General features: G+C 41.6%; 17 protein-coding genes. All 17 read left to right on the top strand.

The genetic code is table 11. The features are described from left to right. Positions 1–59 precede the first annotated feature (59 nt). The 17 genes from BN4609_RS16920 (at position 60) to BN4609_RS04730 (ending at position 15,027) form a co-directional block, all read left to right on the top strand. Positions 60–1,376, top strand: coding sequence for a nucleotide sugar dehydrogenase (locus tag BN4609_RS16920; RefSeq protein WP_068855648.1), 1,317 nt, complete (start codon positions 60–62; stop codon positions 1,374–1,376). 4 nt (positions 1,377–1,380) lie between these two features. After that, positions 1,381–2,451 (top strand): NAD-dependent epimerase/dehydratase family protein, encoded by a 1,071-nt coding sequence (locus BN4609_RS04800; protein WP_068855495.1) that lies wholly within the window; start codon positions 1,381–1,383, stop codon positions 2,449–2,451. Between the two features lie 94 nt (positions 2,452–2,545). After that, complete coding sequence (locus tag BN4609_RS04795; protein WP_241033197.1) at positions 2,546–3,829, top strand: lipopolysaccharide biosynthesis protein; 1,284 nt, start codon at positions 2,546–2,548, stop codon at positions 3,827–3,829. A 3-nt stretch (positions 3,830–3,832) separates the two neighbouring features. Next, positions 3,833–4,531 carry an acyltransferase gene (locus BN4609_RS04790; protein WP_068855493.1) on the top strand — a complete coding sequence of 233 codons (699 nt, stop codon included), beginning with the start codon at positions 3,833–3,835 and terminating at the stop codon, positions 4,529–4,531. A gap of 326 nt (positions 4,532–4,857) precedes the next feature. Beyond that, positions 4,858–5,733, top strand: a complete 876-nt coding sequence (locus tag BN4609_RS04785; protein WP_164071575.1) for a hypothetical protein — start codon at positions 4,858–4,860, stop codon at positions 5,731–5,733. Continuing rightward, a complete protein-coding gene (locus BN4609_RS04780; RefSeq protein WP_068855647.1) occupies positions 5,699–6,541 on the top strand; it encodes a glycosyltransferase family 2 protein in 843 nt (280 codons plus the stop codon). Before BN4609_RS04785 ends, BN4609_RS04780 begins: the two co-directional genes overlap by 35 nt. A gap of 4 nt (positions 6,542–6,545) precedes the next feature. After that, positions 6,546–7,427 carry a glycosyltransferase family 2 protein gene (locus BN4609_RS04775; RefSeq protein ID WP_084791358.1) on the top strand — a complete coding sequence of 294 codons (882 nt, stop codon included), beginning with the start codon at positions 6,546–6,548 and terminating at the stop codon, positions 7,425–7,427. Positions 7,428–7,443: 16 nt separating this feature from the next. Continuing rightward, complete coding sequence (locus BN4609_RS17070; RefSeq protein ID WP_262503275.1) at positions 7,444–7,803, top strand: acyltransferase family protein; 360 nt, start codon at positions 7,444–7,446, stop codon at positions 7,801–7,803. Further along, on the top strand, positions 7,769–8,410 hold the full coding sequence (locus tag BN4609_RS04770; protein WP_262503274.1) for a hypothetical protein: 642 nt from the start codon (positions 7,769–7,771) through the stop codon (positions 8,408–8,410). The genes BN4609_RS17070 and BN4609_RS04770 overlap by 35 nt, the downstream gene beginning before the upstream one ends. A gap of 5 nt (positions 8,411–8,415) precedes the next feature. Beyond that, entirely contained in the window at positions 8,416–8,760 is a 345-nt protein-coding gene (locus tag BN4609_RS04765) for a cupin domain-containing protein (protein ID WP_084791357.1), read from the top strand. A 24-nt stretch (positions 8,761–8,784) separates the two neighbouring features. Further along, the gene (locus BN4609_RS04760) at positions 8,785–9,786 is read left to right on the top strand and encodes a glycosyltransferase family 10 domain-containing protein (protein WP_068855490.1); all 1,002 of its coding nucleotides are present in this window, start codon (positions 8,785–8,787) and stop codon (positions 9,784–9,786) included. Between the two features lie 3 nt (positions 9,787–9,789). Beyond that, a complete protein-coding gene (locus BN4609_RS04755) occupies positions 9,790–11,046 on the top strand; it encodes a TolB-like translocation protein (RefSeq protein ID WP_068855489.1) in 1,257 nt (418 codons plus the stop codon). Between the two features lies 1 nt (position 11,047). Next, positions 11,048–11,245, top strand: a complete 198-nt coding sequence (locus tag BN4609_RS16420; RefSeq protein WP_068855488.1) for a hypothetical protein — start codon at positions 11,048–11,050, stop codon at positions 11,243–11,245. Then, positions 11,217–12,008, top strand: coding sequence for an acyltransferase family protein (locus BN4609_RS04745; protein ID WP_084791356.1), 792 nt, complete (start codon positions 11,217–11,219; stop codon positions 12,006–12,008). The genes BN4609_RS16420 and BN4609_RS04745 overlap by 29 nt, the downstream gene beginning before the upstream one ends. A gap of 100 nt (positions 12,009–12,108) precedes the next feature. Continuing rightward, on the top strand, positions 12,109–12,939 hold the full coding sequence (locus tag BN4609_RS04740; RefSeq protein WP_068855645.1) for a glycosyltransferase: 831 nt from the start codon (positions 12,109–12,111) through the stop codon (positions 12,937–12,939). Positions 12,940–12,960: 21 nt separating this feature from the next. Then, complete coding sequence (gene gmd / locus BN4609_RS04735) at positions 12,961–14,049, top strand: GDP-mannose 4,6-dehydratase (RefSeq protein ID WP_068855486.1); 1,089 nt, start codon at positions 12,961–12,963, stop codon at positions 14,047–14,049. Between the two features lie 36 nt (positions 14,050–14,085). Beyond that, the gene (locus tag BN4609_RS04730; protein WP_068855485.1) at positions 14,086–15,027 is read left to right on the top strand and encodes a GDP-L-fucose synthase family protein; all 942 of its coding nucleotides are present in this window, start codon (positions 14,086–14,088) and stop codon (positions 15,025–15,027) included. Position 15,028: the final 1 nt, after the last annotated feature.

The raw sequence follows: 15,028 nt of genomic DNA, 5'->3' as shown, positions 1-15,028 counted from the left end.
GCGCCATAACAAAAGATGGTATTATAGAGGATATTAAGTTTCTTGTGAAAAATAAATTTATGAAAAATCTTAACGATATTAAAATTGCTGTGGCCGGTACCGGCTATGTGGGGCTATCAATCGCCACGCTCCTGTCGCAACACCACCAAGTGACGGCGGTGGACGTAATCCCCGAGAAAGTTGACCTCATCAACCAACGTAAGTCGCCCATTCAGGACGAATATATCGAGAAATATCTGGCCGAAAAGCCTTTGAACCTGACCGCGACGCTGGACGGAGCAAAGGCATACTCCGATGCTGACTTTGTGGTGATTGCCGCGCCGACGAATTACGACCCTGCGCTCAACCACTTCGACACCCACCATATCGAGGATGTCATAGACCTCGTGCTGAGCGTCAACCCCGACGCTGTGATGGTCATCAAGAGCACCATCCCTGTGGGTTACTGCCGCAGCCTTTACGTGAAATACGCCCGGAAAGGTGTAAAGCAGTTCAACCTGCTCTTCTCGCCAGAGTTCCTGCGCGAAAGCAAGGCACTTTATGACAACCTCTATCCGAGCCGCATCATCGTGGGCTACCCGAAGCTGATGGACGAGCGTTTCGCCGAGGAAAATGAGGCAATACAAGCAATCACCGACATCGGCAGGATGGAACAAGCCGCCCACACATTTGCTGCACTGCTGCAAGAGGGCGCAATCAAGGAGGACATTCCTACGTTGTTCATGGGCATGAAGGAGGCCGAGGCGGTGAAACTCTTCGCCAACACCTACCTTGCCCTGCGCGTGAGCTACTTCAACGAATTAGACACTTACGCCGAGGTGAAAGGACTCGATTCCCGCGCCATCATCGAGGGCGTCGGCCTCGACCCTCGCATAGGCACCCATTACAACAACCCGTCTTTCGGCTATGGCGGCTACTGCCTCCCCAAAGACACCAAGCAATTGCTCGCAAACTACCAGGACGTGCCGCAAAACATGATGACCGCCATAGTGGAAAGCAACCGTACCCGCAAGGACTTCATCGCCGATGCTGTGTTGCACAAAGCAGGCTATTACAGTGAAAACAGCAGCTTTGATGTCAGCAAGGAGCATGGATGTGTAGTGGGCATCTACCGCCTGACAATGAAGTTCAATTCTGACAATTTCAGGCAATCGGCCATACAGGGCGTGATGAAGCGCATCAAGGCAAAGGGCGCGGAAGTGATAATTTATGAGCCTACTTTGGAAGATGGTAGCACATTCTTCGGAAGCCGTGTAGTTAATAACTTGCAGGCATTCAAGTCACAAAGCCAAGTGATTATCGCTAACCGCTATGATGCCAGCTTGGACGATGTGCAGGAAAAGGTTTATACACGCGATATATTCAGGAGGGATTAAGAGTATGTTAGCGAAAAATGTAATTCTTAAAGGGAAAACAATCCTTGTCACTGGTGTGGCGGGCTTTATCGGTGCCAACCTTGCCAAAAGGCTGTTACAGGAATTTGTTGATGTGAAAGTTGTCGGCATCGACAATATGAACGACTATTATGATGTACGCTTGAAAGAGGATAGGTTGAAAGAACTACTTTCATATTCATCCTTTACTTTCATCAAAGGAGACATTTCCGACAAATCGACAGTCAGCCAACTTTTTGCCGCACATCACCCACAAGTGGTGGTAAACCTTGCCGCACAAGCTGGAGTACGTTACAGCATCACCAATCCTGACGCATACATTGCTTCCAACCTCATTGGTTTCTACAACATCTTGGAGGCTTGTCGCCATTCTTATGATGAAGGCAAAACGGGCGTGGAGCATTTGGTCTATGCAAGTTCGAGTAGCGTTTATGGAAGTAACAAGAAAGTGCCTTACAGCACCGATGACAAAGTGGATAATCCAGTCAGCCTCTATGCGGCCACTAAGAAAAGCAATGAACTGATGGCACACGCTTACAGCAAACTGTACAATATTCCATCTACAGGCTTGCGCTTCTTCACCGTCTATGGCCCGGCTGGTCGTCCAGACATGGCCTACTTCGGCTTTACTGACAAATTGGTCAAGGGTGAAATCATCAAAATCTTCAATTACGGGAATTGCAAACGCGATTTCACCTACATTGACGACATCGTGGAGGGTGTCATTCGGGTCATGCAACACGCACCGGAACGCCACAAAGGTGAAGACGGCTTGCCAATACCGCCGTACAAAATCTATAATATAGGAAACAACAACCCCGAAAACCTACTCGATTTTGTGACAATCTTGCAAGAGGAACTGGTTCGTGCCGGAGTGTTGCCCACAGATTACGATTTCGATGCGTACAAGGAGCTTGTGCCGATGCAACCAGGTGATGTTCCTGTAACATACGCCGACACAACGCCTTTGGAACAAGATTTCGGCTTCAAGCCATCTACACCATTGCGAGCTGGATTAAGAGCATTCGCTGAGTGGTATGTCACTAAACGTAATTAATGACATTTGATAAACTTTACAGGTTCGTATGTTAGCGCATATTAAGTATTTTTTCACTAAGGGTGATAGAAGAAGCTTGATAGTGAAAAAGAATATGATTGGGTCAATTTTTATAAAAGGTGTCAGCATTCTTATTCAACTGATATTAGTTCCCATGACATTAGGGTATCTATCACAGGAACTATATGGAATATGGCTAACGATTTCTTCAATAATGTTATGGCTTAATTTTTTTGATGTAGGATTAACATTAGGACTTAAAAACAAACTATCGGAGGCATTGGCTAAAAATGATATAGAAAAGGGAAAGTCTTTGGTTTCGACCACCTATATAGTGATGCTTATAATATTCTTACCACTATGTTTGATTGGGGAATGCGTTATACCTTATGTTGACTGGAGTTCTTTCTTAAATGTTAGTCAAATTTACAATGAAGAGTTAAGCCATGTGGTATCAATATTACTTGTGTGCTTTAGCTTACAAATGATATTTAATGTTATTACTGCTGTGGTATCCGCTCATCAAAAAGTTGCATTGGCTTCCGCATTTCCTGTAATTGGAAACCTATGCTCAGTCATTGTAATATATTTATTAAACATATTTACTAAACCTTCCTTAACCAATCTTGCTTCAGCTATATCATATATACCGGCTTTGGTGTTGATGATAAGTTCTTTTATATTATATACAGGTAAACTCAAACCAGTCAAACCATCTGTATCGTATTTTGATAAATCCAATATAAAGGATATTCTTAATCTGGGTATAAAATTCTTTATCATTCAAATACAAATGATAGTGTTGTATCAAGCTACAAATATTTTAATAAGTAATGTTTCGTCGCCATCAGATGTTACATCCTATAACATTGCCTACAAATATATCGGCGTAGCTTCTATGACATTCAATATTATACTAGCACCATTGTGGCCTGCATTTACGGATGCATACATGAAAAATGATTGGAGTTGGATGAAACAGATATACGGCAAAATGAGAAAAGTTTATGCAATACTTTTGGGAGGGGTGATATTGATGGTGATTTTGTCTCCAGTTGCTTATAAACTGTGGATTGGAGATAGGGCAATAATTCCATTAACTATGACAGTAGTTGTTGCATTGTTTGTGATAGTTCACGCTTGGGATGCACTTCAAATTATACTGATTAATGGTATAGGTAAAGTCAAATTGCAAACCTATATAACCCTTGTCGGGTTGATTTGCCATATACCGCTCTCATTACTTTTGGGAAAACACATAGGGGCTATAGGTGTCGTGATTTCAATGGTTATTATCAATATTATTTATTCAATTGTGTTTACGATACAACTTCATAAACTATTAAATAAAAAAGCATTAGGTATTTGGAATAAGTAGGTTATGATGAGGTTTATAACGATTTTGCGTTCAATAAGGTATGCAGTTAAGAACGCATGGAAAAGATATGTCCAGATAAAAGACCGAAGCATATATGGGTACATTGGCTTTAACACTCAAGTACATCCTCCAATGACGATAGCCAATCCGAGTAACTGCTATTTTTCTGACCACTCGAAAATACGAGAAGGATTATATTTAATAAACACTACTGGAAAATTCATTGTAAAAAAATACACAACAATCTCGATTAATTGCCTTGTAGTGACTGGTAATCATAGGCCTACTGTCGGTATTCCCGAAGTATTATTGGATGAGAGCCATATAAACGATTTAGAAACAGACATTATCGTGGAAGAAAGTGTATGGATTGGAGCTAACTGTACATTAATAGCAAAAAGTCATATCGGTAGAGGTGCCGTAATAGGGGCAAATTCTTTGGTCAATAAAGAAATCCCTCCATATGCAGTAGCAGTTGGGAGCCCTGCTAAAATTATTGCTTCCGTTTTTACATTGGAACAAATATTGGAACACGAAAAAATTCTTTATCCTGAAAATGAAAGGTTTTCAAGAGATTACTTGGAAGAGTTATTTTCCACCTATTATTTAGGGAAAAAATCAATAGGTGTCGATACAATGGATACACAAGATAAAGAATTGCTGGAAAGGCTTAAAGTCAAAAGAGGCGTAAAATTTCAATAATGTATTACATTGAAATTCAAAATAGGATAAGGCCTACCAATACACAGTACATAGTAGTATTTCTATTCTTATGTGTAAGTGGCAATCCTATATTCATATATGGTTCCGAATGGAGTTCGATTATTATGGCCATTGCAATGTTGGCCATCTGCATAGCGCATAGGACTTTTCTGTTTTCCAAAGATTTATGCTTATGGATTGGGGGATTTCTATTCCTTATGACTATGCAATATTTAATTTTGCCACAAGTATCAATACCAGCAAACATAAACTTTCTGTTTAAGTTGTATTTAGCATTTCTCGTTGTCGGGTACTTGCAATCATCAATGAGATATACTTATTTACGGGTGATGTATTGGTTGGCACTGATTAGTCTGCTATTCTTTTCAATCCAGATTGTTATTGGTCCAGTGGGGGTCAATTTTGATAGGTATAAAACCCTATTTTTGTATAACACAATACCAACAGGTTCAGGTTTAAGTAGAAATTCTGGAATGTTTTGGGAACCCGGTGCATTTCAAGGGTATATAATGATTGTTCCACTCTTATATATCAATAACATCAAGTATCTCTGGAATAATTATCGGAAAGAATGCGTCGTCTTGATTATTACACTCATTTCAACCCAAAGTACCACAGGATATATCGCATTTGCCATTCTCTTGGCATATATTCTAATTACAAGTGATTTACCTTTTGCTACCAAATATACTTTATTATTAACGGTTACTTTGTTCATAATAGGATTATTTTCATATCTATCGTTCTTAGGTGACAAAATATCCGAAGAATATGCGGCTACTATGAAATTGAAAGAGGGTGAATTGTCGTGGTCTCGAATGGGTTCATTTTACCTCGATTATCAAAACATCATAAAGCACCCAATTATAGGTAATGGTTTTTTAATGGAAATGAGATATGGTTCTCTTGGAAAGCATTTGGAAGGTATTAGTAATGGTTTCACAGGTTCAATCAATATGTTTGGTTTAGTAGCAATAATTTGTTATTACACCTGTGTATTAAAAAAACTTTTTGACAATACTTTATTGCAAAAGATAGTGTTTCTTTTAATAATTATCATTTTGCTAAATGGAGAGTACTATCTGAGTTATCCACTTTTCTGGAGTCTATTGTTCATTGATTATTCATTGCAAACAGATGAAGAATATGAAGAAGATAGCTATATTAATTACAGTTCATAATCGCAAGGAGAAAACGTTGGCATGTTTAAAAAATCTGTATGCCCAACAATTGCCGAATGCTGTAGAAATAGAGGTTTATCTAACAGATGACGGTTGTACTGATGGAACAGTTGAGGCTATTAGGATACATTATCCACAAACCAACATCATCAAAGGTGATGGAAATCTGTTTTGGAATAGAGGCATGTATGAGGCATGGTGCGTGGCCGAGAAAAAGGATTACGACTATTACCTGTGGCTAAATGATGATACTATTTTATTTGAGACAGCTATCGTTTCCTTATTGTCTACCTCTGATAAAATGGGTGATTATTCCATCATAGTAGGTTATACTTTAGACAACAAAAAAAGAAAAGTCACCTACGGAGGCAGAGACAAACACACAGGTTTGATTTCAAGAATAGATGGCATTACCCCTTGCGACACATTCAATGGAAATATTGTTTTAATTCCTCGCCATGTTTACAAGTTGGTGGGTAAAAATGATCCTATTTTTCATCATGCAATCGGAGATACTGACTATGGATTAAGAGCAAAAAAATTAGGGATACAATCATATATTGCTGATATAGCTTGTGGAATATGTGATAGCCATGACAAACTGCCTAAGTGGTGTGACAAAAATATTCCGTTTTATAAACGTGTAAAATACTTATATCGTCCAGGTGGTAATGGTGCAAATCCTTTTGAGTTCTTTATTTATAAAAAGAGACATTATGGTTTGATTTCAGCAATAACAACATTTATATCAAACCATCTTCATTTATTATTTCCTTTCCTTTGGAATAAAGACGCTTCAAAATTTTAGTAGTATGAAAATATCAGTTGTCACTCCATGCTATAATATGGAAAAGTATATTGAGGGAACGATACTGTCAGTAATCTCTCAAAATTATGATGAATTAGAATATATCATAGTCGACGGAGGTTCTACCGATAGGTCTTTAGAAATAATCAATAAATACAAGGATCGAATATCTGTAATCATATCTGAACCTGACAATGGTATGTATGATGCCATAGCAAAAGGGTTTGCGAAAGCAACAGGTGATATCATGGCATACATAAATGCAGATGATACATATTTTCCACACACATTCCGCCTTGTTAATGAAATTTTTACAAAGTATAAAGAAATAGATTGGATAGGTGGACGTCCAGCATATATTAATGAAAGTCGAATTTTGACGGATATATTCCCTCAAGTGGGGGCTAAACGTCGTAAGGACATAGCTCGAGGATATTTTCATCAAAATGCCTATGGTTTCTTGATGCAAGAAAGTATGTTCTGGAGAAGAAATTTGTATGTAAAAAGCGGAGGGATTAACACTTCTTTACGCTTGGCTGGCGATTATGACTTATGGCGAAAATTCGCTCAATACACGTTTTTTTTCCCAGTAGATATACCTTTAGCCGCATTTATGAGAAGAACAGAAAGTATTTCAAAAACACAAAAGGAAAAGTATTTGAGTGAGATTGCTTCATTATATAATGGTTCCCTCCCATATCCTGATTTTGTTTGGAAACTTTTATCAAGGAGTAAAGTGTTTACAATACTAAGACGATTGATTACTTATAGAAAAGGTCTGATGCTACAGTATGGCGTTAAACGTCGTGCTTTTATTAAAAGGTCTTTTTATAGTAATGTTTCATACCACACCTTCAAATCGGCAATCCGATATTATCAAAATTAGTGCTCACAGCAAAGAAATGAACAAGAGAGATATTAGTATTGACATTCTGAAGTTTTTTGCGGCTTTGGTCATTACCAACTCCCACATGGAGTTGCTGTATGGAAAATATAGCTTTTTAGCTACTGGCGGTGCCATTGGCGATGTGCTGTTTTTCTTCGCTTCGGGTTTCACCCTTTTCTTGGGAACGATGGGGCGTTTCGACAATTGGTATAAACGCCGGATAAACCGCATTTACCCCACAGTGTTTGCATGGGCAATCATTGCAGCTTTTGTATTCAACCATCAAAATGACATGAAATTCACCGTGATTCACGGGGGGGGGGTGGTTTGTTACTTGCATAATGCTATATTATGTCGTCCTGTGGTTTATTCGTAAGTTGATGCCGGGCAAGTTGTGGACGGCTTTTGGAATGGCTTCGGTGGCAGTACTTGCCGTCTACCTTATTATAGATTGGCCTGAAGGATGGGGTATGTATGGTGCCACATATTTCAAATGGTTGCATTATTTCTTGTTCATGCTTTTTGGGGCAATCGTGGGGAAGATGCCCCGTCAAGGGTTGAATTTCAATTTTTGGCTCGATGCGGGTAAGTTGTTCCTGTGTGTGATGGCATTTTATGCCGTCGTGATAGGCAGCACTCGCAATCATGTCATTAACCAATGGCAGATAATTTCGCTTTTGCCGTTGCTCGGCACGACCTATTATTTCTATAAAGTGTGCAGCAGTCGGCAAATGAAACGCTGTTACGAAAACCGGTACGTAGGTTGGTGCATAAAATTCATAGGCGGGCTATGCCTTGAAATATACATCGTGCAAGGAGTCTTGTTTACCGATGCCATGAACGGTATTTTCCCATTGAACATTCCGCTGATGTTTTTGATAATATTCGTTGTGGCTTACCTGCTGAGGTGCGCTTCACGCATATTCTCCCAGACTTTCAAAGACGGGGAATATGATTGGAAAGCCGTGTTCAAGCCGGTTTGAGCATCATGAAAATGGGAATTGTAAGAAACATTGCTTCGGTGGCAGCGGTAGCCACGGCTCATGGCATTGGTAGCAAAAAAGTCCTGTTGGGAAATGACGAGACCGAAACCCGCCTGGCGCAAATAGCCGTGACAAAATTAAGTAAAGGGGAGCAATCAGAAATCCACGTTCACCCCACAATGGAAGAATGCTTTCTCATCGTTGAAGGCGAGGTGTCTGTTCAAGTAGAGTCTCAACAGCTACAATTGCATAAAGGCGATTTTATCCAAGTCATGGCCGGACAGCCTCATGGCATCAAGGCACTGACTGATGCGGCCATATTGACAATCGGGTGTGCAACAACAGATTAGACAATCAAATATCATTCATTACATATGTATCACGTAAAACTGTCAATAGCAAGTGACAACGCCGGATGCAACCGGCAATTGCCCGGCAGAGGCTTCGTTTGGGGAAATTATCATTTCCACATTAACGAGGATATTCCAGAGGCCGACTTTTGGGCGGTGTACAGCAAAGGGCAACGTAAAACGGAATGTTGCAAATGCAGCCCTGACAACACCCTGTTCATAACAGGGGAACCCGAAACGGTGTACCACTATTCGCATGCATTCGTCAAGCAATTCGCACGGGTCTTATCCGTTCAAGAAAAGATACGCCACCGTAATATGCAACTGATGCAGCCGGCCCAACCGTGGCACATCGGGAAAATCACTAAGGCCGATGGTCAAAATGTAGAAGTGGAGTACAGCCAAGACTATGACAGTCTTAAAAATGTCGGCATACCGGTAAAAAGCAAACTGATTTCAATCATAACAAGCAACAAGTGTTTCACACAGGGGCATAAAGATCGTATAGCGTTTGCCATGAAGCTGAAAGAGCATTACAGCGACAGCCTCGACTTGTACGGCCATGGTTTCAGGGACTTTTCTGACAAATGGGATGTCATAGCCCCCTACCAATATCATATCTGCATTGAAAATTCTTCTTACCCGCACTATTGGACCGAGAAGTTGGCCGACAGTTATCTTGGCGGTGCTTTCCCATTCTATTACGGCTGCCCCAATTTGTCTGAATACTTCAGCCAAGAGGCTTTCCTGCCAATCGACATACATGATGCCGAGGCAGCCATCAGGCTTATAGACGATGCCGTAGCCAATGACATGTACTCCCAACGCCGGGCTGCGATTTTGGAAGCGAAATCGCAGGTGCTGGACGAGTACAACCTGTTTGCGCTTCTCGCAAGCGAGTTTGACAAGATGAATCCCGACGCGGGAAAAAAGATGCTTGTGATAAAAAGCGACACATCTTTCATCGACTTTAAAAAGATTCAAGTGATGGTTATCAACCGCTTGAAACACAAATACCTTAAATAGAATATGGCAGAATTCGGCGCGAAAGAACGGATGGTGGCATCGCTGCTATCTTCGTTTCCCACTGTGAAACGTGCAGTGAAATGGCTTTATGTGAAACTGAATGCGGTTGTATACAAAAAAAGCTATGTTGAAAAGATATGCGACAACCGGGTTTCTGAAATTAATCATGTTGTGGCAAATGGCGGGGAAACATTTTTTGGGTATTATGATAAACCTTGTAGTAAAAACGGGAACATACTTTTCCATTGCACCTCGTCACGACCCACTAAAAAACGTCCATCGCCCGACACGTTCATCGATGTTATAGTCAAAACCAAGAATGGCGAAAACATCAAAATAGGTCAGACGAGTTCATATAACTGGCAACAAGGGGCAAGGTCGCAATGGCTCGATAATGACAAGATTATTTTCAATTGCGTGGCAGGGAATCATTATGGTGCAAAAGTGTATTCATTGAAAGAGCGAAAAATCACAGCTGAATTTGACATGCCGGTTCAAGATTCTTACAAATGCAATTATTTCCTTTCGATTAATTACCGCCGGATTATGAAATTAAGAGCCGATTACGGGTATCGCAATTTGCCCCCTTTATCGGACGAAGAAATGAAAGGACTTTCAAACGACGGGATATTCAGGGTCGATTTTAACACCCGAAAAGCGGTTTTGGTACATAGCCTTAAAGATATTGTCGGGTTGGATGCAAAACCTATCTTCGACGATTGCTTCCATGTGGTCAACCATATCATGATAAGTCCTGACGGGAAAGGGTTTATCTTCATACACCGGTATTACTTGGGAAAAAGACGTTTTGACCGGTTGATATACTCCGATTTCAAGCAAATGAAAGTCCTCGTGGACGAAGGGATGGTCAGCCATTGTTGTTGGGTTGATGATGCTAAAATCCTAGGATATTTCAGGCATGACGGCAAAGATGCTTTTTACTATTGTAATATCACGGATGGCGTGATAACTTGTAACCATGCGATGTCGCAAACGGGTTATGGTGACGGGCATCCTTCGTGCCACGGCAACTTAATTGTATTCGATACCTATCCGGACAGAAGTAGAATGCAGCATTTGTTCTTGTATGACAGTAATGCCGATACTGTAAGCCATTTGTTGGAAGTGTACCAATCCACGGTTTATATGAATGAGTGCCGGTGCGACTTGCACCCAAGATTCTCGGACGATGGGAAACAGATTTTTTTCGACACGGTCTACAATGGCAGACGGCAATTGTGCTACGTAAATATTTCTTAACATGAGTAGATTATTACAATTTGATGGCATCAGGGCTGTTGCGGTTTTATTAATAGTCCTTTGTCACGTATTTTATGGCCTTGACGGAATGGGTAGTCCGGCAGGTCAATATTTGGGTGGAACATACAACTTTGTATTTTTTGCAATGTCCGCTCTGTTGATTGGATTGAATGTTAACAAAACTAAATCGGGGGGGTAATTCGTTCTCTTTCTTGAAAAGACGGATTGCACGATTACTCCCCGAGCTTTGGATATTTCTGACGCTTTACATAATCTTCCAATTGATAAATGGCGTCGAACTTTCTCCCCGGAGTGTGATACTGAATTATTTTATGTTGGGATGGTTTTCCAAATTGCCATATATAGGACACCTTTGGTTCGTGACGATGATAGTGGCATGTTATTTCATGTTCGCTGTTTTAGAAAAATGCAAGAACAAGCCCCGCACCGTCCTCATTTTGGCTTTGGTTTGTATCGCAGGACAGATTGCCTTGGAAATCAAGCGACTTCCCGATTATTTTTGCTTAGTAATGTTTATGTGTGCCGTTATTTTCATGTATGCAAGGTTGATTGTTGAGTATCTTCAAAGCAAGAAGATGAATTGGCTTCTGCCCATATCTGTCATTGCAAACCTGTTATATTATTGGAGTATCGATGAAGAACTTCTGGTTATCGGCCATTTGCCTTATTACTACGGGGCTTGCATATCAGGTCTAACGACTATTGTTCTGTTATATTTTCTGTTTTGCAAAATCAAGGTTGGTAAAATCATGGCATTAATAGCCGCGTACAGTTTCCAGATTTATTTTGTTCATCATCCATTTGCCAGAAACATTGCATTATTTAACGACTATTCAAACAGTGCGCTTTTATCCACTTTGTGTGTCTATGCCATAAGTTTTGTTTTAGCCTACTTATTAAAACAGGCATCAGACGGTGTGCGCTCGAAAATAAAATTGTGACAACAGTTTTGTTGAAGCTGTAATAATCTTTATTTCAATTTATTGAGGTCGTGGCAGCCTTGCCATGGCTTGTGAATGTTATTGTTTCTTTCTAAGTAAAATGAAACTTTCTGTTTTGATGTCGGTGTATGAATCCGAGAAGCCCGAATATTTAGACAGGGCCATTAAAAGTGTATGGACTGACCAAACGTTGAAACCCGACCAAATCGTCCTTATAGAAGACGGCCCGTTGGATGAAAATTTGCACGAAGTTATCAGCAAATGGCAGCGGCAGCTTTGTAAAAAGTTAGCAGTAGTCGTGAATGCGAAAAACTTGGGGCTTACCAAATCGCTAAACAAGGGAATTAAGAAGGTGAAAGGCGATTTAATCGCCCGAATGGATAGTGATGACATTTCGCATCCCTTGCGCTTTGAACGGCAGGTGAATTTCCTTGCCGCACATCCCGATGTGGCGATTGTCGGTGGTGCCATACAAGAGTTTAATGATGATAATGAGTGCTTGAATGTCAGGCATTATCCATTAGATAACCAAAAGGTGCTTGAATATATACATAAAGCATCTCCGTTGGCTCATCCTGCGGTGATGATGAGAAAAGCAATGTTTGATAATGGATTAAGTTATAATGAAAATTACAGGACGACTCAAGACATAGCCTTATGGTTTGATGCACTGTGCAGCGGATATAAAATAGGCAATGTGAAAGATGTGGTATTGTATTTTAGACGTAATGACGAGGTATTTAAAAGGCGGAGCAGAAAGAAAGCCGTAAACGAATTTAAAATTTATATTCATGGAATATACCGTCTTTTCGGAATATTCTCATGGAAATACATATATCCGATTATGCGCTTTGGATTCAGGCTGTTACCGCAATTTGTGATAAAATGGATTTATGGTGGAAAAATAAGGAAATCTGTTTTGGAAAAATAACATTTAAATTTTCATACAAATATGAAGAAAGCTCTTATTACAGGCATTACAGGTCAGGACGGTTCGTTCCTGGCCGAGTTTCTATTGGAGAAAGGTTACGATGTGCATGGCACAATACGCCGTTCGTCTGTGGATTACCGCGAACGTATCGCGCACTTGGAAGGACATCCGAATTTCCACTTGCACTATGCCGATTTGGGAGATTCAATGAGCATCCTACAGGTAGTGAAGAAAGTGAAGCCTAATGAAATATACAATTTGGCGGCTCAAAGTCACGTGCAGGTGTCATTTGATTCACCGGAGTTTACAGCGGATGTGGATGCGACAGGCGTACTCCGTATTTTGGAGGCCGTGCGTCAATGCGATTTAACGGAAACTTGCCGTATCTATCAAGCCTCCACCTCTGAACTTTACGGAAAGGTGGAGGAAGTGCCGCAGAATGAGAACACACCATTCCACCCATACAGCCCGTATGCCGTGGCCAAGCTCTACGGTTACTGGATTGTGAAAGAGTACCGCGAGGCGTACAATATGTTCTGCTGTTCGGGTATTCTGTTTAACCACGAGAGTGAACGCCGGGGCGAAACTTTCGTGACAAGGAAAATCACCCTTGCCGCCGCGCGTATTGCCCAAGGCAAGCAAGAGAAACTGTACCTCGGCAATCTGTCATCGCTGCGCGACTGGGGCTATGCCAAGGACTATGTAGAGTGCATGTGGCTCATACTCCAAAACGATAAACCGGAAGACTTCGTAATCGCCACGGGTGAACAACACTCTGTGCGCGAGTTCTGCCAATTGGCTTTTCGCTATGCCGGAATAGAATTGCGCTTCGAGGGTGAAGGCGAAAATGAGAAAGGCATCGACACGAAGACCGGCAAGGTGTTGGTGGAAGTGTCACCGGACTTTTACCGCCCTACCGATGTTGTCAACCTTTGGGGTAACCCGGCCAAGGCCAAACGGGAATTGGGCTGGAACCCGCAAAAGACCGCATTCGAGCAATTGGTGAAGCTGATGGTTGATGCTGATATGGCAAAAGTAGCTGTGGAGCGTGCCGGTGAGCGTGTGCGCACGAACCTCGCTGAATATTTGGAGAAAGGAATCGTCAAATAATGAAGAATGAAGAACGAAAAATGAAGAATTGACAAAATGGAAAGAGATTCAAAGATATACGTGGCTGGGCACCGGGGCATGGTGGGTTCAGCCATTGTGCGGGAACTGGAACGGCAGGGATATACGAATATCGTTACCCGTACCCATAAGGAACTGGACTTGACACGGCAGGAAGCGGTGGAGAAGTTCTTCACCGAAGAAAAGCCCGAATATGTGTTCCTTGCGGCGGCCAAAGTGGGTGGTATTGTTGCCAACCTGTCTGCCCTTGCTGATTTCATGTATGAGAACATGATTTTGGAAATGAACGTCATCCATGCCGCGTGGGAGAACGGATGCAAGAAGCTGGAGTTTCTCGGATCGTCGTGCATCTATCCACGAATGGCACCGCAACCAATGCAGGAAAGTTGTCTGTTGACAGGCGAATTGGAAAAAACCAACGAGGCATACGCGTTGGCAAAGATTTCCGGCTTGAAGTACTGTGAATTCCTTAACCGCCAGTACGGTACTGACTACATCAGCGTGATGCCCACCAACCTCTACGGGCCAAATGATAATTATCATCCCGAACACAGCCACGTGCTGCCAGCCCTAATACGCCGCTTCCACGAGGCAAAAGAGCAAGGATTGGCGTATGTAACTTGCTGGGGTGACGGTTCACCATTGCGCGAGTTCTTGTATGTGGACGACCTCGCCAACCTATGTGTATTCCTGATGAACAACTATTCGGGTAACGAAACTGTTAATGCCGGTACGGGCAAGGAACTCACCATCAAGCAACTCACAGAATTAGTAGCCAAGATTGTCGGTTTTACAGGCGAAATACGCTGGGACACAACCCGTCCTAACGGTACGCCGAGAAAGCTGCTCGATGTGTCGAAAGCTACTGCCTTGGGCTGGAGATACAAGACGGAACTGGAAGACGGCATTCGGTTGGCTTACGATGATTTCTTAAACAATCCTATGCGAGCAGAAAGATAAT

Origin of the sequence: Leyella lascolaii (assembly GCF_900079775.1) — a bacterium.
Classification (GTDB): Bacteria; Bacteroidota; Bacteroidia; order Bacteroidales; family Bacteroidaceae; genus Prevotella; species Prevotella lascolaii.
This window is presented reverse-complemented; position numbering and strand designations above follow the sequence as displayed.